Source organism: Candidatus Yanofskybacteria bacterium (assembly GCA_016181175.1).
Taxonomy (GTDB): domain Bacteria; phylum Patescibacteriota; class Minisyncoccia; order 2-02-FULL-40-12; family IGHO2-01-FULL-4-A; genus 2-01-FULL-44-17.
In genome coordinates this window covers 60,588-84,693 of record JACOZV010000004.1, presented here as the reverse complement: position 1 = coordinate 84,693, position 24,106 = coordinate 60,588, and the positions used below count along the sequence as shown (strand labels likewise).

The following is a 24,106-nucleotide window of genomic DNA, read 5'->3' as shown; positions in this document are numbered from 1 at the left end:
TCGCTGGAAGTCTATCTTGTTAATTTGCGAACGATAAAAACCGCCGATTGGTATCGGCTTGGGGTTTGTAATTTTTGATAGTTTGTGCAGATAACTTTTATGACTTCAAATAAAACCAAATACATATTTGTAGCCGGGGGAGTGATGTCCGGCGTGGGCAAGGGCGTGGCAACCGCGTCCATAGGCCGTATTCTTAAGGAATACGGCTTTTCCGTAACAGCCGTAAAAATTGACCCATACATAAACGTAGATGCTGGAACCATGAACCCGGTTGAACACGGAGAAGTTTTTGTTACCGAAGATGGCTTAGAATGCGATCAGGACATAGGGAATTACGAAAGATTTTTGGATCAAAATATTCTGAAGACCAATTATATGACTACCGGTTCTGTTTATCAGGCGGTAATTCAAAAGGAAAGGAATCTTGAATATGGCGGAAGATGTGTAGAGGTCGTTCCGGACGTACCCAATGAGGTCATAAGTAGGATTAAAAACGCAGCCAGACTGAATAGGGCTGATTTTGTCCTTGTGGAAATAGGCGGAACGGTGGGTGAGTATCAGAACCTCCTGTTTCTTGAAGCCGCTAGAATGTTGAAACTTGCCGAATCGGCTAATGTTTTGTTTTTGCTGGTGAGCTATTTGCCGATACCGCAGATGGTTGGCGAAATGAAGACCAAGCCAACTCAATATGCGGTCCGTACCCTCAATATGTCCGGCATACAGCCGGATATGGTTATTGCCAGATCATCAGTTTCGCTAGACAGTGAACGCAAGAAAAAAATATCCGTTTTTTGCGGTGTGGCGGAGCAAGATATAATATCTGCACCGGATGTCGAATCAATTTATGAGATACCCGTCAATTTTGAAAAAGACAAGCTGGGTCTAAGAATTTTAGGCCATTTTGGCCTGACTGGCGCAAAAAAGGACTTTTTCAAATGGAAAAATCTGGTAAATAAAATTAGAAATAAAAAACTAATGCCGGTAAAAATAGGCATAGTCGGAAAATATTTTGCAAGCGGTGATTTTATTCTTGCTGATTCTTACATATCGGTCATAGAGGCAGTCAAACACGCCGCTTGGGCCAATAATCGCAGGCCGGTTATCACTTGGCTTAATGCAGAAGAATATGAAAAAAGCAATCGTGCCTTGGCACGGTTAAAGGAATTTGACGGGATAGTTGTACCCGGTGGATTTGGTTCGCGTGGCGTTGAGGGCAAAATTAAAGTCATAAATTTTGCGCGAACCAGGAATATTCCTTTTCTGGGCTTATGTTATGGTTTGCAACTTGCTGTTGTTGAATTTGCCAGGAATGTCTGTGGCCTGAAAGGAGCGCATACTACCGAGATAAAACCGGAGACAGCACACCCGGTAATTTGCACAATGAGTGAACAATTAGCTAACATTGCAAACAAAAATCTAGGTGGTACGATGCGGCTTGGCGGCTATGTTTGTGAAATAAAAAACGGCACGTTGGCGCACAAAATATTTGGTTCAGACATGATTTGTGAGCGGCACCGGCACAGGTATGAGGTCAACAATAAATACCTGGACGAACTTGAGAAAGGGGGTTTGATAAGATCGGGGATTAATCCCGATAAAAACCTGGTGGAAATTATAGAATTGCCGAAACATAAATTTTTTGTTGCCACTCAATTCCACCCCGAACTTAAATCTCGCCCGTTCAACCCGCACCCGATATTCAGAAGTTTTATCAAAGCCGCAGCCAGTAAATGATTAATCTCTACCAACAAAAAGATTCAAATATACGTAAAACATGGTTGTTGATAACAATGTTTTTGATTTTAATAATTGGGTTGGGTTGGCTGGCCGGCTATTTTTTGCAAGCGCCTCAGATTCTGTATTTTGCGATTATTTTGGCAATAGTAATGAACGTTGTTGCCTACTGGAACTCGGCCAAAATTGCTTTATCCATGTCGGGAGCCAAACCAACAAAGCGCGAAGAAGACTTATATCTACATCGCATGATTGAAAACCTATCTATTACTGCTGGCTTGCCCATGCCGAAGGTTTATAAAATTGATTCCCCGCAAATTAATGCTTTTGCCACTGGTCGCGATCCCAAACATGCCGCCATTGCGGTTACGGCCGGCGCTTTAGAGAAGTTGCAGAACGAAGAATTGGAGGGTGTTTTAGCCCATGAGTTATCTCATATTGGCAATCGCGATATATTGGTTTCAACGGTTGTCGTGGTTTTAGCGGGCGTAATGGCGATTGTCGCCGACTGGTTTTTGCGAGTGAGTTTTTGGGGCGGACACGACGACGACAATCGCGGTAGCGGTATATTGCTCTTTGTTGGTTTGTTCGTAGCGATTCTGGCTCCGTTGGCTTCAACACTTATTCACCTGGCTGTTTCTCGGAAGCGCGAATATCTTGCTGATGCTTCAGGCGCTTTGCTGACCCGTTTTCCAGATGGTTTGGCTTCTGCTCTTGAAAAAATCGGTAATGATCACTCCCACCTCAAACATGCCCACAATGCCACGGCCCATCTTTTTATTTCATCGCCGTTCAAGGGAAAGGAAGGTACTAATTGGTTGGCAAAATTGTTCAGCACCCATCCGCCTCTTGAGGAAAGAATCAGAATTTTACGCGGGATGAAGATGTGATATAACTAAAATTTATGGAAGGGTGCCGGAGCGGTCTAACGGAACGGCTTGGAAAGCCGTGACCTTAACGGGTCCCGTGGGTTCGAATCCCACCCCTTCCGCCTTGACAATTATTGACATACGATGCTATGTCAATAATTGGCATAATGATGTTGTGGGATTCGAAGGGTATTTCAAAAATATAAACTGCTTTATATTTTTGAAAACCCAGGCTGTGGGTGAGAAATTTTAGATGTAACTTGTTACCTAAAATTTCAAAGGAACAGGAATCCCACCCCTTCCGCCAGATTACCGAGTTTGAATCGAAGCAATCCACAAAACTTTTTGAGCTCGACGCGCTCGTTCTTAATTTTTATATTCCAAAATATCTCCAGGTTGACATTCCAATGCCCGGCAGATTGCTTCTAAAGTTCCCAATCTAACAGCTTTTGCCTTGCCATTTTTCAAGACGGAAATATTGGCCATTGTGATGCCAACTTTCTCGGCAAGCTCGGTGACACTCATCTTCCGTTTTGCTAACATGACGTCAATGTTAATGATGATTGCCATAGCCTTAAATGGTTAAATCGTTCTCGGACTTTATATCGATGGCACTTTGTAAAGTTTTTTCAAACACGGCCACGGCGGTGGCGATTACGATAGAAATAAAAGTAGTCACAATAGACACGGCAATAAAACCCGCTGGATCGTCACCTTCAGCATGAAATATCCTTATGTATAGTGCTGACATCACAATTAAGATACTCAATACGATTGCGCAATACTTTATAGTCCTTAAAGCCTTTACAGAGTCTAGTGAGAATACTTTATTTTGCCCGATATATCCGAGCAATTTGAACGCTTGATATAGGGCAACAAAAAATGCGATAGATTAAATACTAAACAGGTCTAAGTTTGCGGCTCTCCCCTCGGTCAATGGAAACCTGATCATGATGGCCAGCGCCACGATGCCAATGAGCACAATGACTACCTGAAGAAATATTGTCGAGCTTCTTTTCATGTGTGGTTCTTATAAATTTTTTATATTTTCATCTTAATTTATTTGCTTATCGTTTGTCAATATGTATTTATCGTTATAAAAAATCTCTCACGTTGAGAGATTTGTAAAAAATACCGAATAAAAATTATAACTTTTTTGCGATGGATAGCAATAAGATCTCGGAAGTGCCTTCGCCTATGGTCAAGAGCCGTGCATCGCGGAAGTTGCCTTCTACCTTGCTTTCTTCCATATAACCAGTTCCACCCACAAGCTGTATTGCTTCATGACAAACGTCAATAGCAATCTCACTAGCTGTTAATTTAGCTTTGCTGGCCTCATTTTCAAAAGGAAGATTTTCGTCAGCCAGTCGGGCAGCTGCCAGTGTTGCCTGCCAAGCGATCCATAGCTGGCAATCCATCTTTGCAAGTTTTGCTTGCGTCAACTGCTTATTGAATAGGCTACCACCAGAAACCATTCTTATGGGTGTATATGCAATAGCGCGTTCTAGCGAGTCTCTTGCCAATCCAAGGGCAAATCCCGCTATTGCAAGACGCCCTCGCCGAAGTACCGCTTTGATTGATTCTTGAGCTTGGCCGGGGTAACCAAGCAAATCTTTTATTTCAACATTCAGGCCGTCAAAAATAATTTCGGCCGTATCGCTTTCATTCATCCCCATTTTTTTACCAAGAGGCCGTGCCTTAATGTTTTGGCAATGTTTTTCTTTTTCAACAATACAAGCAGAAATACCAAGCTGGTTGCTGTTATTTTTGCCGCGCGCCGTTACGACGTAAATGCCCGCATGGCAGCCGTTGGTGATAAAAGTTTTTAAGGCATCAAGTTTCCAAAGTTCTGCTTCTGTTTGTTCCAGCATTGATTTCATTCCCCCAAAAGCGTTAGAGCCTGCTCCGGGCTCTGTTAAACACCAAGCGCCCAATTCTCCGGATGCAAGCCGAGGCAGATATTTTTGCTTTTGTTCTTCACTGCCGGCTTGCAAAATGTGTGAAACGGCAAGATTGTGGCCGGCAAGGGTCAGTGCCAATGATCCTGAAAATGCCGCTATTCCCTCAATAACCGGCAGGAATTCCGTAAGCGTATAGCCCATGCCACCGTAATCTTCTGGTATTAGGGCGCCGAGATATCCGCATTTTGCCATTGCGGCGACTATATTTTCCATGAAAATTTTTTTCTTTTCCGACTCATTTTTTAAATTAATATGTGGCTGGACTTCTTGAAGAGAGAATTCCCTGACCTCATTTGCGATGTGGAGCAAGTCTTCGCGGTATATGCTTCTTTGCAACACTTTGTTCATACTCCCCCCCAAATTGTTAAAAAACTGCAGCAGGCTTATAATAACATCATTTTTTAAAAATGCAAGAGGAACTCACCTTTTTTTTGCAATAAAAAGCTGCCATTTGTGGCAGCAAGTTCTCGTTACGTTTTTGTTATGTTTTTGCTCTCTCGCGAATTTGGCTGAAGGTTTCATCAACTAGGAGTGAACCGTCGCGGAACACTTCCTTTAGCTCATCTGGCAGAACATTGTCACTGGCTTGTACAGTTTTAAATGAGCCGTCCATGTCTCGTACGAGGGACAAACGTCCGGCTTTGGACTTTTTCTGGTGATCTGTAACCGGATCTTTTGAAACATTAAGCCATCTTGCGCCTACGCAAGATGTTTCAACGCGTATCGCACTACATTTGAAGGCGAATTTTTGTGAATCACGGTTCACTTTTTGTAGTAATCCACCGCCAGAACCAAAAGCGATATTGTCCGCAGACCAGTTGGCATTTTTCATTGCTTCCAGAACCGAACCGATCATGTCGTGGTCTATGCCGTCTCCCTGGATGACTCGCACATGCGGATCAAGAACACGATACCCCCTTTTATTTACAGTGCATCCGAAAGCCTCGCCTAGGATGTCCAAAACCTGCACAACTATTTCTGGAGGATGTCCGCTGTCGGGGCGAATAACCAGAGTGCCGTCTCTTCCCATCACTTTGGCGCGTAACTTTTTTCCCCAGATATTCATGCAGGCGTTAAAGACGTCGTAACTGTCGCTTACCACTGCCACAAGACCGGTAGAGAATTGTTTTAGCATGTTTTCATAGGCATAGCTTTCGTATTCTTTGCCCCAGGCGGTTATCGTGCTGTGTTCTGCCGCTGGAATTGAAAATCCGGCCATGTCTTCATGATAGTAATTGCTGGCAATATCAATCGCGGCCAGAGTGTCGGTCCCCTTAAAACTGACCAAATGTGCTGCTCCGCCAATTCCAGCTGATTCCACCGATGTGCTGCCGCGGAAACCGAAATCGTGAAGTTTAAAATCAACCAAGTTTGGATCGCCGGTTTCTTCCAAGTGTCTAAGTATAAGTTTTCGTGACATCCGACTATTGGTGCAAACCGTGGTCGGATACCAAACCTGTACCGCCAATGTTTCAAGATAATTGGGGAGCCACCAGCATTTTGGATCAGTATTTTCAAATGTCATAAGAACATTAGAAACAGGGACAGTCGTGCCTTCAGGTATGGCTTTGATGGAGATGGGCAGGCGTCCGCCATGTTCGTTTACGATGTGTTTCCAACCGGCTTCGTTGAAAATTGCGTTGTTGCCAAAATGTTTTTTGAAGTATTCGTCGGCTTCTGCTATTTTTTCGTAAGTTACCTGAACGCCGGCAAAATAATGCTTCAGGATGTATTGTAGACCAAAAAAAGTAACTTCCGGCCAGCGTCCACCTCTGCTCTCAAAATAAGAATAAACATGCGTGGTGTTCGGCGGGTATTGTCTAAAGTGGGTTACCTTGTAACTGTCGGTCAATTTAATAATATTGTGTTCGTTGCTTGTTCGGTTTGTAATTGTTTTGTTCGTCATGATTTCCTCCTTTCGTTTTGTTCTTTAATATGTTCAAGAAAACGAATGCCAAGCGGCTGGTGTTCTTTGGTCAGGCATCTCGGTAAAGATTCAAGCCTAACCCAGCGAACTTCTTCCACGTCATCGCCGGCTTGCGGACTTCCGAAGATGTATGTCGCGGCAAAGAGAAAGGTCATTATACCGTCATTTCGTCCACGATAACGCCAGTCGTCTACTGGCATTGAGCCAATCGGTTCCAATTCCCTGATTTCAATATTTGCTTCTTCAAAAACCTCGCGCTTTGCTCTGGTTTCCAAATTATCATCTCCTGGTTCCATGAACCCGCCGATAAACCGTAATCCGTCTTCGCCACTTTTTCTGCACAGAAGGACTTTTTCTGGTTTGCCGTCGGTAGATTTTTGTATTATCCCTATGTCCACAGTTTGATAGGAAATTGGGAAACGATTAGCGCAGGCGTAAATAACCCCCGCGCGGAAATCCCTGGAATCCCGGACACTTTGGGCTATTTTTCTACGTAGATCCGTTCCGGACGGAACGGTAATCGTCTCTATTTCCTTGGTTGGCCATTTTCCAGAATATCTTGGTATAAAGCTTTCACGGGAGCCGTATAATATTGCGCTATCGGTCGGAAATGTTTTGGCAATGACAGTATCTAGATTTTGAGACCACTTTTCATCTGAGTCGTAATCTTCAAGAGGGACAATGGTGGCCCAAGGAAAAGCTGTTTGCATCATTCTGGCCCTTGTCGGGTAATCCAGCGGATCATCTGGTGAAAGCCGTACAGGGGAGCAGCCAAGGCAGATTAAAACTTTTCCGTGTTTTTTGTGTACTTCTTCAAGAAGCATGCGGTGTCCCTCATGGGGGGAATCTACCTGGAATCTTCCTACTACTACGCCGACTTTGTTCACATATCCTCCCTTAATTTTTTATAAATTTTTAAATAACACTCGGCTTCAATTCCGGAGCCGGGATATAGACAACAAGTCGTCCATGTCCCGACCCCAGCTGTTAATTCCTATTTCAAATTATATTAGCAACGGTTAATGATTGTTTGCGGAAACGGTATAACGCGGCAGGTCTATTCGCCGCGCCGAGCCTTTCTTTTTCAGTGGGTCTTATTAAATCAAGCGAAAGAAACTTTTTTCTGAAATTACGCCTGTCAAACCGGCGTCCTAAAATTATTTCGTAGAGATTCCGCAATTCTCCGAAAGTAAATTCGTTTGGCAACAGCGCGAAAGCTATATTAGTATAGGAAAGTTTTGCACGCAGCCTTTCAAGTGCGACTTGGATTATTTTTTTGTGGTCGTAGGCTAGACGGGGCAGTTTTTTTATTGAAAACCAGCACGGACTATTTTCGGGAGTAGTTCCTAAGTTATAGTTAATATCATTTTTTTTGTCAATGGCCAGATATGCTACAGCAACAACTCTGCCGCGAGGGTCTCTATTTATGCCGCTAAAAGTATAAAGTTGCTCAAGATACATTTGCTTTATAGCGCCTTTTTCACGAGAGTGTCTGCGTGCTGCTTCGTCTGCGGTTTCTTTTGGAAGTATTAAGCCGCCGGGTAGGCCCCAGTGGTTTGTAAAATGGGGAGGGCGATTAACTTTGATAAGGCGTACCAGTAACCTCCCGTTTGTAAATTTAAAAATAGCGGTATCGGCAGCCAGCACTGCAAATCTTAAGTTTTTGGGCCGTTTTTCCATAGTTAGCGTATAATATACACATACTATTCCAGCCCCGAAAATTTGTCAACAACTACTGCCTGTGGATAACTTTTTGACCATCAAAATCCATTGGTATAAAAACTTTTAATAAATTGTCTTTGTTTTTATTTTAAATATGTGATTATAATAGGTAATAATGGCTGGTAGTGTAATTGACCAAATAAAAGAGAAGGTTGACATAGTTGACCTGATTTCTGGTTATTTGAAACTGCAGAAATCGGGGATTAACTACAAGGCGCGCTGTCCGTTTCACAACGAGAAATCCGGCTCGTTTTTTGTTTCGCCGGAACGGCAGATTTGGCACTGTTTTGGATGCAATTTGGGAGGTGACGCATTCGGCTTTGTTAAACAGATTGAAGGTGTTGAATTTCCGGAAGCTTTGCGTATACTGGCGGCCCGTGCCGGGGTTAAACTTGAGCGCCAAAGCCCAGAATATGAAGAATATCAGAGCGCCAAGACCAAACTGTACGAAGTGTGCGAACTTGCGATGAGGTTTTTTGAGAAGCAGCTGCATGAGTCATATGTCGGGAGGCAGGCGCTTGCTTATTTGTGCGAGAGGGGATTAACCGAGGAATCGATTAAAGAATTTCATCTTGGTTACGCGCCGGAATCGTGGAGTGCGCTTTATGAATTCCTTGGGCGAAGTTATGATAATGGCGAAATCTTTAATGCTGGTTTGATTGTTAAGAAAGACGCCGGTGGTTACTTTGATAGATTCCGTTCACGGATTATGTTTCCAATTTTTGATATAAATAGCCAAGTTGCGGGATTCACTGGTAGGGTTTTTGGTGAGCTTGCAGAACAGGAAAATGTCGGAAAATATGTTAATTCACCGCAGACACCGATTTACGACAAAAGCCGCATACTCTACGGACTTGATCGGGCAAAACTAGATATTAGGCGCGCTGACAGATGTCTTGTGGTAGAAGGCAACATGGATGTTATCATGTCGCATCAAGCCGGCGCTAAGCATGTAGTGGCTTCTTCCGGTACTGCCTTGACTGATGGTCACTTCAAGACAATCAAGAGATATACTGATAATCTTGATCTTTGTTTTGATGCCGATAACGCCGGTACCATGGCAACCGATCGGGGTGTGGATTTGGCTCTTGCCAAAGGATTTAATGTTGGTATAATTACCATATGCGAGTCTGATCTCAAGGACCCCGCCGATTACGTTAAAAAGTACGGCGAAAAATGGTCCGAATACGCACAAAAATCCAAACCGTTTATGGATTTTTATTTTGAAACAGCCAAAAGTTCTTTTGACCTTGCCACTGCATTGGGCAAAAAGCTCTTCAGTCAGAAACTTATGCCGTTTCTTGCTTCAATGGCGAATAAAATAGAACAAGCTCATTGGGTAAGTGAAATTGCTTTGGCACTCAAGACAAAAGAAGATGTTTTGTATCAAGAGTTAACCGCGGTTAAACCCAGGATTGTAGAAGACCTGCCAGAGTCGGCAGTGACGACAGATGCCAGTAATAAATCATTGGCCGGCAATTTGGATTTTCAGGAGGAAGTTTTGCTTTCACTAATAATTAAAAAACCCGAACTAGTTCAAAAAATCAGCAAAGAAAACGAGGAGTTTCTTTCCCCGCAGTTTAAAGATTTGACACAAAAAATTAATTTGGAACAAAGTGACCCGGTTATCGCGCAGTTGACTCACGCAGTTGGATTTGAAGGTGGTGAGGCGACTGTGGCGATTAGTCCCATGAATTTGGAATTTGCGTATCTTAAATCACAGGAAATGTGGAAGGATTTTAAAGATCAAGAGCTGGGTGAAGAATTTGAGAAATTAGTCGGTCAGATAAAAAAACGCAAGATAACCGCGCGGCTGGCTGAACTGGAATATGATATAAAATCAGCCGAGAAGAGCGGTGAAAAAGCAAAACTTGTTGCGCTTGTGTCCGAGTTTTCCAGGGTTTCTAAGCAGCTATAAAATTAAAGTCAGTGAACTATGCCAAAAAAATCTAAAAAATTAAAAAAAATAAATAAAAAGAAAACCACCAAAAAGAAAGTGGTGTTAAAGTTGCGCAAAAAAAATAAAAACCGAAGCAGGCCAAGGAAAAAGCAAGAAAAGAAAATAACAAGAGTTGCCAAGGCTGTCATAAGCGAGGATGTCGTTTTGCGGCTGATAGAGAAGGGCAGACATAGGGGATTTATTACCGAAGCCGAAATTCTCAACGCTTTTCCTAACGTTGAAAAAGATATTGAAGGTTTGGAGCGGCTTTATGAGCGGTTGGAAGCGGCCAATATCAATGTGATGGATACTGGCAAGGTTTTTGCCGAGGAACGTACCAAAGAACAAGAAGATAAAAAAAAGCTTGAAGAAGAGCAGATAGAAGCCGGCTCGGATTCGGTTCAGATGTATTTGCGCGAGATTGGCCAGTATCCGCTTTTGCGCGGTGAAGAAGAGGCAGAATTGGCAAAGAAAATTGAAAAAGGAGACGAATCGGCACGCCAGAAATTAATGCTTTCCAATTTACGTCTCGTGGTTTCCATTGCCAAAAAATATGTCGGCCGTTCTGCCAATTTGACAATGCTTGATTTGATCCAAGAGGGGAATATAGGCTTGTCGCGTGCAGTGGAGAAGTTTGATTATAAACGTGGTTACAAGTTTTCTACTTATGCAACTTGGTGGATAAGGCAGGCGATTACCCGTGCATTGGCCGATCAGGCTCGCACTATCCGTATTCCGGTGCATATGATTGAGACCATTAACAAGTACCAGCAGGTGGTGAGGCGTTTAGTGCAGGACTTGGGTCGCGAACCATTGCCAGAAGAAGTAGCTGCAGAAATGGGCGTTGAAGTTGACAAGATTCATCATATAATGAAAATTTCACAGGACACTGTTTCTCTTGAGGTGCCGGTTGGAAATGATGATGACGAAGGATCACTTTTGGCTGATTTTATTGCCGACGAGGAAACAGCTACTCCGGAAACAATGGCCGGACGACGTATACTGCGCGATCACCTTCAGGAGATAATAAGTGAATTATCATCCCGCGAACAGAAGATATTGGAGATGCGCTTTGGACTTAGGGACGGCGTGACACACACACTTGAAGAAGTGGGCAAAGTCTTTGGTGTTACTCGGGAACGCATAAGGCAAATTGAAGCAAAGGCGTTGGACAAAATACGACAGCACCATGCGGTAGGAAAGTTAAAGGGATATTAACTAAAAGCGGCGGTCACTGACCGCCGCTTTTAGTTAAAAATAAAAAACCCGCTCTTAAATGAGCGGAAGTTTACTTGCCTTTACAAAACATTTTCTGCATCGGGCGGTATATATATTTTCATCGCCTATTTCAATTTGCTTACCGGAGCCGCCTATTTTTTGTGTAAATGATGCCTGTGCATTGCGGCATTCAGTGCAAATGGCTGTCAGTAGGAGTATCTCATCTGCTCTGGCCATTAAATCTGGCATAATTCCGAATGGTCTTGCATCGGCGTCCATGTTCAAGCCGGAAACCATGATTGTAAAATCATTATTTTTCTCTGTTTCTAATAAATCTAAAATAAGATCTAGAAACTCAAAAGTCAGAAATTGAGCCTCATCAATAGCGAGAATTTCTGTGTGGAAATGAGTGAGTTCAATTTGTAGTTTACGTCCGGAATCTACTCTTGCCATTTGTAATCTATGATAGTCACTTAGTCTTTGATCTTTTGATATCAGATCAAAAATATTTCTAGTTTTTCTATTATCAATGTCTGGCCTGACAAGTAGCATGGTTTTTTCTGCAAATACTGCCCTGCGCAGTCTTCTGGCAAGCTCCTCACTTTTACCCGAAAACATTGGCCCTGTAATGACCTCTAGTCTTGCCATCAACGCCCCCGATGATAATTTTTAAACAACATAAAAAATTATACAGAATTTAAGAAATAATTCAACGTTGAATCATTGTCGTAATTTTGCTATGATATTACTACAATTTAATAATTCCGGGATAGCTCAATGGTAGAGCGGCTCCCTGTGGAGCATAACGCAGCTTTCTGTCGAAAGGCAGATCGAATAATGGGGTTAATTGCTGGAAGCCTAAAATCTAAAAGATTATGGTAATCAGCAGCCAAGCCAGATTTTTTATAAAAAGTCTGGAAGGTTCAGAGACTAGAGGAAACTCGTACATCAACTGTAAGGTTGATGGAAACGCCCCATATCCGAAAGGATAATGATATAGTCCACCCCGATACGAAAGTATTGGATAATGTGTAAGGAGATGGTTGCAGGTTCGAGTCCTGCTCCCGGAGCAGATCTCGTGATTTAGGGTCAGAAACCCCGAATCGTGAGATAGGATGTGGGTTTTCGGAGGTTCGAAAATAATTCTTTCGAAGTTCCGCCAATCCACCCACAAGGACTTCTGATGCTGTTACAGCAGCATCCGGAGAAAAAGAAGTTCTTGCGGTACCGTGAGGTTGTCTTAAAGGTTTACTGGAAACTTCGCCTTGCGCGAGGTTTTTAGTTTGTACGAATACTGGATTTACTTTCGGCATCCATTCCGACAAGAAATCAAAGGCAAGCGTGTAGTTAGGCGTCATCTTGCCATCCTGCAAGCTATGCTCGGTAAATACGTGGCTTAATAGCAGCCGTTTGTCGTCCACCGTGGCTTTCTTGCTTGAGTAGATCTCTTGCGCTTTCATTGCAAGTTCGTGGACGGCATAGCCGGCTTCGTAATAAGCCGTGCGCGCCTCACTTAACTTTTGCAGCGCATCAAGCGCATCATCCTTCTCGCGCGTAAAGTCATCAATGAGTTTTTTGCACATATCCGCCGGCATCTTGCCGTCGAGCTTCTCTTTATACGCCGCCTCGATCCGTCTATCGGCGGTTGCGATGATCCGGTTTAACTCCTCTCGCTTTGAGGTGTTGTATTTGATCTCTTCGGTGTGGCTTTCTTTAAGCTGCTTCTCAAGCCACTGCAGCAAGCGCGTGTTTATCGGGGCAACTCGATCAAAGTATGGGAAAAGCTGTTCTTCGACAGCTTCCTGCCGGACATACTTTTTTTGCTTGCAGTTTCGGTAATGGCTACAGTGAGCGTACCAATGATTTTTTTGTATTTCCCACGTAACAGTGCCTTTGCACTCTCCGCAGCGCAGCATCGCCTTAAATATAGGGAGGTGTTTCCTATACATGGGATATTTGATCTTCCGGACAAGTATTTTTTGAACGTCGTCAAACAATTCTTTCGGAATAAGGGGTTCGTGTTCTGCTTTAACAACCTCGCCTTTCCATCGCATCTTGCCGTAATAAAATGGATCCGAAAGCAATTGATGCAATCTACTCTTTCCAACCCTTTTACCCTCGCGGTTGCGCAAACCTTCCTTGTACATAACCCTTACCAAAGAAAGCGTTGAGTAATTACCGGTAGCGTAAAGCTCAAACATCTTACGGATATATGGGGCGATCTTCTCGTCAATTTCGTGCGTTTTATGCCCTTTGTCGCCGATCGTGCGATACCCAAGCGGCGGCTTCGTAGGAAGCCATCCTTGCGCGATCTTTTCCTTTTGCCCCTTCTTCACTTCTTCGGATAGATTGTTTGAATAGAAACGCGCAATAGCCACCTTCATATCCCACACAAGGTTATCGTGTGCCTTTGTATCAGCGTTAAGAATAAAGTTTTCCTTTACAAAGTGAACCTGCCGACCGGTAGTGTCTTTATCCTTTACCCAATCGTCAATTGTGCTGGCGTCTTTAAGGTTGCGTGTTAATCGATCAATCTTTTCACACAGAATGATCTTTATTTTTTGATCAGTGGCGTATTTCAGTGCTTCCTGAAATGTCTTTCGTACCTGCTTTCCGCTCGCTGATTCCGTGATCTTATAGATCTTGATGATCTTAAAATCTCGTTTATCGTCTGTAGCGTATGCCTCAAGTAGCTTTTCCTGCGATTCAAGCGAATAACCCTCATCGGCTTGCTCCTTCGAGCTTACGCGGCAAAAGGAAATCGCCTTATTTTTAGTTGTATTTTGTTCGTTTTTCATAAACTTAAAGGGAGCGGTGGTACCCCAGTCGCTTTTTCCGTGAGGATTGGCTTCCGGCACCGCCCCCCTTAAGGGCAGAAGCCAATAAAAAATCACGGATTGTAGTGCAACTGGGGGTACATTGCCATTATACTATCAATACATTGTCGATACAATGTTTACTTTTTTCCTTGTTTTTCTCTTCGGGGCTTGACAAACAAATACACGTTTTCAATCAAGCCATCTTTTCTTTGCGTGCAATACTTGCTTCGAAGCTTGACAATACGACACGCACTCCTGTTCAACCCCATCTTTTATGCGCACATTACTACTGTAGTTATATCCATGTACACTTTGACAACGAATACAACCCAGCTTGCTGCCAGATAAAAATCTGACAATGAATACAACTCAAGCATCCCTGATCTTATTTGTTTTTCTTCTGTGGTAAGAATCGCGTGCTATTTTACGGTGTTGTGCTGGATGCGCTGCACACCACTTCTGCCAGCGCGAATACTCGTTTATAACCCACTGTAGCTTGAGCGCGCGCCCCTTGCGCTTGCAGCGCTTTACAATAGCGTTCCATGCCGCCGGATTGCGCCTTCGCCATGCTCTAAATTGTTCGGTTCGATTCTTCATAGTTTTTTTACCGACAACACAGACAGCAATTCCTATTTCTTTATTTACCCCTACAACCCCAAAACCTACAGGGGGAAAGTGCCGTCTATGCTGTCGATGCTGTCTTTTGCAGGTTCTTCTGCTGGTTTTTCGGAAGACGGCATAATTTCAGTGCTGTCATCACCGCGCAATATCTTTGATATTTTTATCTTCCGTTCAGTATCTTTCGTTTGCTCGACCTTTATGCCGGCGTCAGCAAGGTTCGGTATAACCGCTTCAATGCGCCTCCAAAGCCAGTTTGCCTGTCGTGGATAATCCTTCGCTTCTTTTACCTTGAGATCGTCGGCTATCGGATCCATTAGTCGCAAAAGAGCAGATGGTGTATCTTCGAAAACATCATTATCTTCCATGAGCTTGATGATGACTGCTGCTGTGGCGCTTGCTGAAAGCGCCTCTTGGTTCTGCCTTCCGATATTCGTTTTGTATACATTCATAAAGTCCTCGTCGGTGTAGCCGAGCGTCCTCGCAATAGCGCATCCCCAGCGTGCAAAGTCCGCCATTCGTGGCAATGTTGCTAACTGCACATTCGGATATTCACGCAATGCTCCGGATACGGCATCGAAAACCGCGCCGAGAACTCTTCCTTTCATTGCATTGAAACGACCCCAAAGTTGCTCCTCCGTTATCCTTTTATCTTCAGGGATGCGTTCAAGCGCCAACAAGATTGATCGATCGAGGAGATCGGGCTTGCTTACGATCTGATGGATTCCGTTAATGGCGACTATGTGCATAAAGTTGTAAATGAAGTCGTCGTCATTGCTATAATGTATTCTTTTAGATAATCCGCCTCCGGTACATATTCGTGAGATCGTGTCCGAGATTTTCTCGGAGATATAGGAGATATTATCGAGAACTAACAGCCAATGATGCGATGCGGCTTGTACCAATTCTTTTATGTCTTTATCGTCGTTTATAGTCGAAGTTTCTAATGCAGATGGATCCACTAATTCTTTAATCAATTTACATGCGGTACTTTTAGCAGCCCCCTGCGAACCATGCACAATCAATACAGGATGAGGAAAGTTAGGAATAAACGATGCAACCAAGTAAACCATGAGGAGCAAAGATTCTTTTTTGTCTTGTAGGTTAATAAGCTCCATAAACTCATTCATGCTACCCTCGCGTTCCGGTCGCACCTGCTCTTTTTGATGCCCGAACCTCTTAAAGAGGATTGGTTGCGGAGGATCAGTTACCAACCATCCATCTTCTGCGATACTCACAAAGTTTTGACCGCCGAGATCGTACCAAATACCGCCCTCACGCAGTTTTACCCTAACTCCAAGCTCAAATAGATTCCCAGTTTCTGCTTGATGTTTCAGAACCTTTATGGCTGCCTCGCACGCGGCTGTGTTGCTGATCTTTCCGGTTTCGTCATAGATATGATTAAAAAGCCAGTTGTGGAACTTTTGCGAGTCGATTTTCATTATTGATGCTCCATCACCAGCTATAACGGCGTATGCCTCGTTTAATTGATCGTGAAAGAGCCATAAGTCGCTTTTTTCGATCACATCTAAAACCAATTCCGCGCCCTTCAGTTTGTCGGACACCTTTCCTTTTTTGTGGTTACCACTAAAAATGTTTTTCATAATTTCTTTTTTTATCTTTCTCTTTGTTCGGGTTCCACCCTCTTTTTCAATGAACTACTCATTGCAAGTGGATAGTCCACTATGGAACCCGAGCAAGGGGAAAGATTTTTGCTTATCGTTTTATCCTTATGCGCGATCTTTGCGAGAGTGTCGTAGAAGCCGACTAAATCCTCGCCGATCGTTCTGGCTGTTTTAATATCAACATCACGCCCAAACTCTTCGAGCAATATCGACCTTAATTCTTCAATTGCCGATGGTTTAAGCATGTTAGTCGTTGTAAATCCGAGCTTTCATCACTCGTAATTGGTTATAGAAAAGCTGTGGATCAATTCGGATCTCACCACGCCAAAAATCCTCGATCAGCTTATCGAGGACGTTATTGCGACGAAATATAAATTGAACTTTTCGCGTGTTCTGCCGATCTACTGCTTCTATCGGAAAAGAAAGTGAAATAACCGTTGCGAGGCAAAAGTCAGAAGTTTGATAAAAGTTTTTTTCATTTAGTATCTTCATATCATCCGACCGCGCTGGCTTGGGAAAACAAAAAAGCCAAAGCGTATCTTGCTTTGACCATATCATTCACTATTGAGAAAAATCGGGGACATTTTCAAAATGTCCCTTGAGGGATTTTTTCTACTTTTTGAGCGCTTTTATCCTTAAAGTATCGAGCGCTTCTGTAAAAATAATGTCCGCGTATTAACTCTTCTTAACTACGAGGCGGCAATCATTGCCGTGTTTTTCAATCCATATAGACAAGCCATTTTCCTCAAAGTAGCCATTTAACCGCTTTATGTTTCTATATGCTGCTTCTTGTGTTGGGCTTCCGCTATTTCCGGCGATATTTTTTAGAGAAGTGTAGTCGGGGTTAAGGTTTTTGCTGTGGAGTATTTTTTCACCCTTTTTTTCGAGGCGAAAATCAAAAAGCAATACCAGCACTTTAAATAGCTTCGTTTCTTTATCCAGTCCCTTCTTGTGCCTTTTTGACTTAAAGGCAACAACGCGCTCGCCGTCATTTACGACAAGCAAATAGCGATCGGTATCAAGACGTACGTTTTTGATCGCAATAGGTGGAAGTTTGGCTTTCCGGTTACCACGTACAAGCTCAATCAATGGCACATTGGGGTCGGTACTTGTATTTATAACAACGCGAAATGGTTCGGTTTTTTTACTATTCATTTTCATATTCATCGTCATTCTTAAAACTCATTTTAGCAGACCTTGCCACATTTGACCAGCAGTATTTTTCATCCGTTGCAGGATCTCATGTTTTTCTGATATACTTAAAAACACAATTGGATATCAAATGATCTAAACCATCGGCTTCGGCTGGCGGCATGGTCGCAAATCGTTAGGCATAGAAAACCCATCATTTGGGGCGTGCCTAACGTTATGGAGGGAAACTTCCATAGGGGCGCAAGCCCTCCCAGTGGTGGGTTTTGTGTTTCAAAACTCGCCGCTCACAAAACTATGAGCGGAAAAAATAGAAATCCATTTATTGACGAGGGGTTCTGGGCAAGAGTAAACAAGCGCTTTTCCGAGCAGCAGAAAGAATTTGTTGCGTGTCCAAAGTGTGTGGAGAAAATCGAGTACGGCGATTTAGCAAGCCATGAGCTTAAACATGTACTTCACCCTCCGTTGAAAATCAGAGTAAAGAAAAACATCTCAAAAGTTGTTCCAGTAGTTTTATTTTGGGGATTTTGGATACTTCTCGTTTGGTGGTTGATGGCACGCAACCATACCGTGCCGGACTTAAACACCCCTATTGATCCGACGACCGAACGACAGGAAGATATTTGTCCAAATGGTTACCCCTGCTAACACCTGCCTTTTAGGAAGATAACCGACTTTGCCACATTTGACCATGTGGCTTTTTTGCGATAGAATGAAATCAATTGACCTATGACCAAAAAGAAATTTCTTACATTACGTGAAGCGGCAAAGTATTTGCGAGTTAGCGAGCGATCCTTGTATCGCTATATTTCGAGTGGGCGGCTCAAGGCGACCAAAGTCGGCTATTGGCGGATCAGCGAGAGCGATCTCGAGGCGTTTATTCGTTCTCGATCGAATATCAAGAAACCAAAAAAGTAATATGCAAAAATACACAGTCAATCAATACTTTGTGAGCAATATCCTGAATTGGGTTCAGGAAAAGGAAATCGCTATACCGGAAATCCAGCGTCCGTTTGTTTGGGATTCGACAAAGGTGCGCGATCTGATGGATTCGCTTTATCGTGGCTATCCGATCGGCTATATCATTGCATGGAAAAACCCCGATGTTCGTCTTAAAGATGGCTCCATTTCCAACGGCAAAAAGGTCTTGATTGACGGACAGCAACGCATTACCGCTCTCCGTGCGGCAATTCTCGGTCAAAACATTATCAATAAAGATTATAAGGAGGAACGGATCTATATTGCATTTCACCCCATCATAGAAGAATTTGCCACACTCACACCGGCAATAAAAAAGGACAAGGCGTGGATAGCTGACATCTCAAAACTTATGAGTAAGGACGGCGGCTTATTCAAAGATGTAACTGACTATTGCGACAAAAATCTTGACGTAAATCGTGAACTCATTGAAAAGAACATTGAGAAGTTATTACAGATCAAAAGCAAGCAGGTTGGTTTTATTGAACTTGATGCCGGTTTAGATATTGAAACGGTTACCGAGATTTTTATCCGTATCAATTCCAAAGGTGTTGTATTAAGCCAAGCTGACTTTGCCATGTCGAAGATAGCTTCTTATGACAAGGAGGATAATTTCGGCGTTAATTTAAGAAAGTGTGTCGACTATTTTTGCCATCTTGCGCGCGAGCCGCAGTTTTACAAACACATAACTGAAAATGATGCAGAGTTTAACAAAACTGTTTACCTTTCAAAACTTGCATGGCTTAAAGATGAAAATGACGACCTCTACGATCCGGATTATTCCGATGTGTTGCGTGTGAGTTTCACCAAACAATTTGAACGAGGCAAGATGGCGGATCTTGTCGGACTGCTTTCGGGGCGTAACTTTGAAACACGCAGTTTTGAGCAAGACATAATGGATGCGTCTTTCCAAAAACTCCGTGATGCGGTACTGGATTTTGTAAATGAAACAAACTTCAAGCGGTTTGTAATGATCATCAAATCCTGCGGCTTTATAAGCAACGACCTTATCAATTCGCAAAACGCTCTTAACTTTGCCTATATTTTATATCTCAAGCTGCGCGATAAGAGTGTCGATCCAAGCTTGATCGAAAAGTATGTCCAACGCTGGTTTGTGATGTCTATCCTCACCGGACGTTATTCCGGATCACCGGAAAGCCAATTTGATTCGGATATTAAGCAGATTTCCAATGGCGATGCTGGCGAGATTTTGAAATCAATCGAAGAAGCGCAACTCTCCGATGCTTTTTGGAACGCGCAGCTTATTCAGGAACTCGATAAGGCGAGCATCAGCAATCCATTTCTCAATCTTTTTTTTGCGGCACAGGTTAAAAATAACGACAGGGGCTTTCTTTCAACCGACATTACCGTTGGTAATATGATCAGTCATCGCGGCGACATCCATCATCTCTTTCCAAAGGAATACCTGAAGAAAGCAGGCGGCTTAAGTAGGGGCGATTACAACCAGATTGGCAACTTTACTTATGCTCAATCTGAAATAAATATCAAAGTCGGCAAAAAATCTCCCAAAGAGTACATGGCTGAAGTAATGAAACAAACCGAAGGAGGCAAGCTCAAGTATGGCGGCATAACCGATAAAAAAGATCTCGCCGAGAACCTAAAACAGAATTGCATACCGGATGGCTTTCAGAATATGGAGCTTGGGGATTACGAAAGGTTTTTGAAGGAACGCCGCAAACTCATGGCGAAAAAGATCAGGGGGTATTACGAGAATTTATAGATCAAGCTCAAGAATGAAAATGAATATGACAAATAACAATAACAACTCAAGAGAAACGGACGCTCGCATTGTCATCGATCGCAAACTCCGCGAAGCTGGCTGGGATATTGAGGATAAAAATCAAGTTTCAACCGAAGATCCGGTGAAGGATGGACGTGCCGATTATTTCTTGAGGGATAGACGCGGCAGAGCCATCGGGCTTATCGAAGCAAAGCGGTTTTCAACTGAACCAGTATTGGCAAAACAGCAGGCATTGACCTACGCAGAAGAGCTGGGTATCGATTTCATTTTCCTTTCCAATGGAGAGGATATTTATTTTTGGGATTACAAATATCGTCCAGAGCAAAAGGTAATTACCTTCTTTTCTCAACGCGATTTAGAAAAAATCCAAACCCTACGAATAGATCAAAAGCCGATAACCGCCATTCCTGTACCCGACAATTATTTTAAAGGTGGCGAATTACGCACACCACGCCCATATCAAAAGGAGGCCATGCAGATCATGGACAAAACCATTGAGGGCGGTTTGCGCAAAATGCTCATCGCTATGGCAACCGGCACTGGCAAGACAGATACCATAGCTCTTTATCTCAAACGGCTGTTTGAAGCGAATCTCATCCGGCGTGTTTTATTTCTTGTTGATCGCATTGATTTAGGCATACAAACAAAGGAAGTTTTTGATGAAATTTTGAAAGATTATCCTACAAAGCTTCTTTACGGAGGCAAGCAAAAAGACGAATCCTCAATAATCATCTCGACACTTCCCACTCTTTATTCGCAACTATCGAATTTTACAAGTGGTTATTTTGATGTGGTTATCTCGGACGAAGCACATAGATCCATCTTCGGCATCTACAACGCTGTCCTATCGCATTTTGACGCAATCCGGATAGGTCTTACAGCAACGCCGAGTGTGTTTATTGATCGTAACACCTATAAGCTCTTTGGTTGTTGGGATGAGCGTGAAAAAAAGGGTAAACCGACATTTCTATACAGTATTCGACGAGGCATCAAAGAGGGATTTCTTGCTGGTTATGAGATCTTACAGATCGACACCAAAGTGTCTTTAGAAGGTGTGCAATTTGAGGGTGAAGATTACAACGCCGAAGATTTGGAGAGAAAAATCAATGTGCCGGCAAGAAACGAGCAATTGGCAAAAACATTCAGAGAGGAAGAAGAAAAGCATGAACCAAAACACCATCGCAAAACCATTCTTTATGCTGTTACGAAAAAACACGCTGCGCAATTGGCGTATTATCTCAATCAGACATATCCGGAATATAAGGGAAGATACGCTGAAGTTATTACTTCCGATACCGAAGATCCTCGTGGAGCCATAAGACGTTTTAAGCACCAAGAAATGCCGATGGTAGCGGTTTCGGTGGGTATGATGGATACCGGCATCGATGTCCCAATGGTAGAAAACTTGATCATGGCGCGTCCTACACGTTCCCCGATCCTTTACCAACAGATGCGAGGACGTGGCAGCCGATTATATCAAAAAATCAGCAAAACATCTTTTCGTATTTATGACTTTGCTGGCGTTACTCGTTACTTCAATGACGAAGGATTTGATCCGTATTCTGCCTATGCAAAAATTAAAGCTGGTATTCCGTGGGGAACCGAAGCTGAAGATTTAACGCAGGAAGAGGAAGAAGTGGTGAAGCGACTTTTTGTTCAAGTGCCGGAAACAGCACCCGAAAACATGGACGTGGTTATGCAGCGTGCGCATATCGAAGTTGGAGCAGAAGGCGAAAGAATTGATGCCGATGATTATCAGGTGGCATGGGAGCAGCAAGTTCAAGAGATGGCTAAAACCGAGCCGCTTATTTCAAAAGTTAAACAAGGCGAAGATCTTTCAAATGACGAAACCGCCTTCCTTTCCGAAAAACTTAATTCTCCGGAGTTCTATTTTAACGAAGCAAACTTGCGAGAAGCATATCGCTATCCGGTAGGCACGCTCAATGACTTCATACAAGCAGCACTCAAAACAAAGGAGTTCCCTACAGAAGAGCAACTACATGAGCAGCGTGTAAATCAGCTTTTTGAATCATGGCTAATCGAGAAAAACTTTGCATCCGATCAAATAAAAATCCTGCGTTTGGTAAAGTCGCAATGTATCGTTCGCAAAGAGCCGGTTGATATTTCCATATTCAACGAGCCGATCTTCCGGCAAATCGGTGGTCTTAATTATGCGTTGCGAGTGTTTGAGGAAGGTGTTTTACAATCCGCTCTCTCGGAGCTTAACCAAAGGATCTGTACACGATAACTATGCCCGAACAAAAAATACAACAATTAAGAATAGAGTTTCGCCAAAAATTAGATCGCCTGAACGATTATCTTTGGGGTGCAGGTTTACGAGACCCTGTGAGAAGGATCCAGCAGATTAGCTTTTTGTTTTTTTTGAAAATGCTTGAGGAACAGGATATTTCTATGGAGAGAGGCGAAGAACTTACTGGGCGTAAACATAAATCAATTTTCGAGGGCAAAAACGAAAAATTCCGATGGTCGCGCTGGAAAGAAAAAGCTGGCGATGAATTGTATAAAATTGTTCGTGATGAGGTATTTCCCTTTGTGGAGCGATTGCAAAATGGACACTCTAACATACGGCAAATTTTTTATGATGCGAAGCTCGAAATTCCCCATTCTGTTACATTAAAAAACACGATTGAAATTATTGACACGATCAATTTAACAGGATTAGACACAGATGTTAAGGGCGATCTTTATGAAGAGCTGCTTGCAAGTATTGAATCAGCCGGCGAACTTGGACAATTTCTCACTCCGCGTCATATCGTTCGCGTCATAGTTGAAATGGTGAATCCAAAAATTGGCGAAACTGTTTATGATCCTGCGTGTGGTTCTGGTGGCTTCCTCATCTCCGGCTATGATTGGATCCGATTAAGAAATAGCGATCCCAAAAGCATTGAAGAGGAAAATGGACACAAGAGGGGGTTTGGAGATAAGCTCGATAAAAAACAGTGGGAATTTCTAACCAAAAAAACCTTTTTGGGTTCTGATGTTGATCCGGAGATGGTGCGGTTAGCACTTATGAATTTGATATTACATGGCATAGAGAGTGCGAACATTAAGCGCAAAGACACGGTTGCTGGATCTGAAGATGAGGATGATCTGCGCACATTCGATATTGTCCTTACAAATCCACCATTCTCTGGAAAGGTTGATCGGGAACGTATAAAACCAACCTTGCCGGTCAAATCAACCAAAACACAGGTTCTATTTTTGGGTCATGTTATAAACTCGCTCAAGCCCAATGGCAGAGCCGGCATAATCCTTCCCGAAGGTTCATTTTTTGGTACCAACCGCGATGATAAAGAGATCCGCCGTTTTCTACTTGAAAATACGGACTTACAGGCGGTTGTTTCCATGCCGGCAGGCGTGTTTCAGCCGTATGCCGGCGTAAAAACGTCCTTCTTGGTGTTCAAAAAAAAGGCGGTGCCGAAACTCGATGAATCTGCAAAGGTATGGTTCTTTGATATGCAAGGTGATGGTTCATCGCTTTCAGCATCCAAAAAATTCGGCAGCCAATATAGAAATGATATTCCGAAGCTGTTGGAACTCTGGCATAAAAACCGCGCAGTTGAAAAACAGCTTGCATGGTTTACGCCAGTTAAAGAAATCATCGAAAATGATTACATACTTTCTGCAAACACTTATAACCCATATGCTATCGGAGAAGAGATAAAACACCGCGAGCCAAAAATTATTTTGAAAGAAATTGAGAAAATCAATAAAGATCTAACAAAATTACAAGAAGAGATGACAGATAAACTGGGATAAAAGAT

The 24,106-nt window shown here is 43.0% G+C and carries 21 protein-coding genes, 1 tRNA gene and 1 pseudogene; 10 read left to right on the top strand and 13 right to left on the bottom strand.

Annotated features, from left to right (window positions below):
* Nucleotides 1–99: 99 nt before the first annotated feature.
* From HYT61_03740 to HYT61_03730, 3 genes are all read left to right on the top strand, one after another.
* Entirely contained in the window at nucleotides 100–1,734 is a 1,635-nt protein-coding gene (locus HYT61_03740; GenBank protein ID MBI2063316.1) for a CTP synthase, read from the top strand.
* Nucleotides 1,731–2,624 (top strand): M48 family metallopeptidase, encoded by an 894-nt coding sequence (locus HYT61_03735; protein MBI2063315.1) that lies wholly within the window; start codon nucleotides 1,731–1,733, stop codon nucleotides 2,622–2,624. The genes HYT61_03740 and HYT61_03735 overlap by 4 nt, the downstream gene beginning before the upstream one ends.
* 16 nt (nucleotides 2,625–2,640) lie before the next feature.
* Nucleotides 2,641–2,725 (top strand) — tRNA-Ser (locus HYT61_03730).
* Between the two features lie 244 nt (nucleotides 2,726–2,969).
* On the opposite strand, the gene HYT61_03725 is transcribed toward HYT61_03730, so the two are convergent.
* The 6 genes and pseudogenes from HYT61_03725 to HYT61_03700 form a co-directional block, all read right to left on the bottom strand.
* A complete protein-coding gene (locus HYT61_03725) occupies nucleotides 2,970–3,173 on the bottom strand; it encodes a helix-turn-helix transcriptional regulator (protein MBI2063314.1) in 204 nt (67 codons plus the stop codon).
* A 4-nt stretch (nucleotides 3,174–3,177) separates the two neighbouring features.
* Nucleotides 3,178–3,624, bottom strand: a pseudogene (locus HYT61_03720) (DUF2975 domain-containing protein).
* 124 nt (nucleotides 3,625–3,748) lie between these two features.
* The gene (locus HYT61_03715) at nucleotides 3,749–4,912 is read right to left on the bottom strand and encodes an acyl-CoA dehydrogenase family protein (protein MBI2063313.1); all 1,164 of its coding nucleotides are present in this window, start codon (nucleotides 4,910–4,912) and stop codon (nucleotides 3,749–3,751) included.
* 133 nt (nucleotides 4,913–5,045) lie between these two features.
* Entirely contained in the window at nucleotides 5,046–6,470 is a 1,425-nt protein-coding gene (locus tag HYT61_03710) for a nicotinate phosphoribosyltransferase (protein MBI2063312.1), read from the bottom strand.
* Entirely contained in the window at nucleotides 6,467–7,378 is a 912-nt protein-coding gene (locus HYT61_03705; protein ID MBI2063311.1) for an NUDIX domain-containing protein, read from the bottom strand. The genes HYT61_03710 and HYT61_03705 overlap by 4 nt, the downstream gene beginning before the upstream one ends.
* Before the next feature lie 112 nt (nucleotides 7,379–7,490).
* The gene (locus tag HYT61_03700) at nucleotides 7,491–8,171 is read right to left on the bottom strand and encodes an NUDIX domain-containing protein (GenBank protein MBI2063310.1); all 681 of its coding nucleotides are present in this window, start codon (nucleotides 8,169–8,171) and stop codon (nucleotides 7,491–7,493) included.
* A gap of 157 nt (nucleotides 8,172–8,328) precedes the next feature.
* On the opposite strand from HYT61_03700, the gene HYT61_03695 reads away from it, so the two are divergent.
* Nucleotides 8,329–10,131, top strand: coding sequence for a DNA primase (locus HYT61_03695; GenBank protein MBI2063309.1), 1,803 nt, complete (start codon nucleotides 8,329–8,331; stop codon nucleotides 10,129–10,131).
* An 18-nt stretch (nucleotides 10,132–10,149) separates the two neighbouring features.
* Nucleotides 10,150–11,370 carry a sigma-70 family RNA polymerase sigma factor gene (locus tag HYT61_03690; protein MBI2063308.1) on the top strand — a complete coding sequence of 407 codons (1,221 nt, stop codon included), beginning with the start codon at nucleotides 10,150–10,152 and terminating at the stop codon, nucleotides 11,368–11,370.
* Between the two features lie 54 nt (nucleotides 11,371–11,424).
* On the opposite strand, the gene HYT61_03685 is transcribed toward HYT61_03690, so the two are convergent.
* The 7 genes from HYT61_03685 to HYT61_03655 form a co-directional block, all read right to left on the bottom strand.
* On the bottom strand, nucleotides 11,425–12,018 hold the full coding sequence (locus HYT61_03685; protein ID MBI2063307.1) for a thymidine kinase: 594 nt from the start codon (nucleotides 12,016–12,018) through the stop codon (nucleotides 11,425–11,427).
* 275 nt (nucleotides 12,019–12,293) lie between these two features.
* Nucleotides 12,294–14,264: a recombinase family protein gene (locus HYT61_03680; GenBank protein MBI2063306.1), complete on the bottom strand. Its 1,971-nt coding sequence runs from the start codon at nucleotides 14,262–14,264 to the stop codon at nucleotides 12,294–12,296.
* Between the two features lie 294 nt (nucleotides 14,265–14,558).
* On the bottom strand, nucleotides 14,559–14,786 hold the full coding sequence (locus HYT61_03675; GenBank protein ID MBI2063305.1) for a hypothetical protein: 228 nt from the start codon (nucleotides 14,784–14,786) through the stop codon (nucleotides 14,559–14,561).
* A 65-nt stretch (nucleotides 14,787–14,851) separates the two neighbouring features.
* On the bottom strand, nucleotides 14,852–16,411 hold the full coding sequence (locus tag HYT61_03670; GenBank protein MBI2063304.1) for a hypothetical protein: 1,560 nt from the start codon (nucleotides 16,409–16,411) through the stop codon (nucleotides 14,852–14,854).
* Between the two features lie 11 nt (nucleotides 16,412–16,422).
* Nucleotides 16,423–16,677: a hypothetical protein gene (locus tag HYT61_03665; protein ID MBI2063303.1), complete on the bottom strand. Its 255-nt coding sequence runs from the start codon at nucleotides 16,675–16,677 to the stop codon at nucleotides 16,423–16,425.
* A 1-nt stretch (nucleotide 16,678) separates the two neighbouring features.
* Nucleotides 16,679–16,924: a hypothetical protein gene (locus HYT61_03660; protein MBI2063302.1), complete on the bottom strand. Its 246-nt coding sequence runs from the start codon at nucleotides 16,922–16,924 to the stop codon at nucleotides 16,679–16,681.
* 183 nt (nucleotides 16,925–17,107) lie between these two features.
* Nucleotides 17,108–17,587: a hypothetical protein gene (locus HYT61_03655; protein ID MBI2063301.1), complete on the bottom strand. Its 480-nt coding sequence runs from the start codon at nucleotides 17,585–17,587 to the stop codon at nucleotides 17,108–17,110.
* Between the two features lie 291 nt (nucleotides 17,588–17,878).
* Between HYT61_03655 and HYT61_03650 the strand changes: the two genes are divergently transcribed.
* The 5 genes from HYT61_03650 (at nucleotide 17,879) to HYT61_03630 (ending at nucleotide 24,101) form a co-directional block, all read left to right on the top strand.
* The gene (locus HYT61_03650; protein MBI2063300.1) at nucleotides 17,879–18,229 is read left to right on the top strand and encodes a hypothetical protein; all 351 of its coding nucleotides are present in this window, start codon (nucleotides 17,879–17,881) and stop codon (nucleotides 18,227–18,229) included.
* 81 nt (nucleotides 18,230–18,310) lie between these two features.
* Nucleotides 18,311–18,499 carry a helix-turn-helix domain-containing protein gene (locus HYT61_03645; protein MBI2063299.1) on the top strand — a complete coding sequence of 63 codons (189 nt, stop codon included), beginning with the start codon at nucleotides 18,311–18,313 and terminating at the stop codon, nucleotides 18,497–18,499.
* 1 nt (nucleotide 18,500) lies between these two features.
* Complete coding sequence (locus tag HYT61_03640; protein MBI2063298.1) at nucleotides 18,501–20,300, top strand: DUF262 domain-containing protein; 1,800 nt, start codon at nucleotides 18,501–18,503, stop codon at nucleotides 20,298–20,300.
* A 25-nt stretch (nucleotides 20,301–20,325) separates the two neighbouring features.
* The gene (locus tag HYT61_03635; GenBank protein ID MBI2063297.1) at nucleotides 20,326–22,569 is read left to right on the top strand and encodes a DEAD/DEAH box helicase family protein; all 2,244 of its coding nucleotides are present in this window, start codon (nucleotides 20,326–20,328) and stop codon (nucleotides 22,567–22,569) included.
* Between the two features lie 2 nt (nucleotides 22,570–22,571).
* Nucleotides 22,572–24,101, top strand: coding sequence for an SAM-dependent DNA methyltransferase (locus HYT61_03630; protein MBI2063296.1), 1,530 nt, complete (start codon nucleotides 22,572–22,574; stop codon nucleotides 24,099–24,101).
* Nucleotides 24,102–24,106 lie beyond the last annotated feature (5 nt).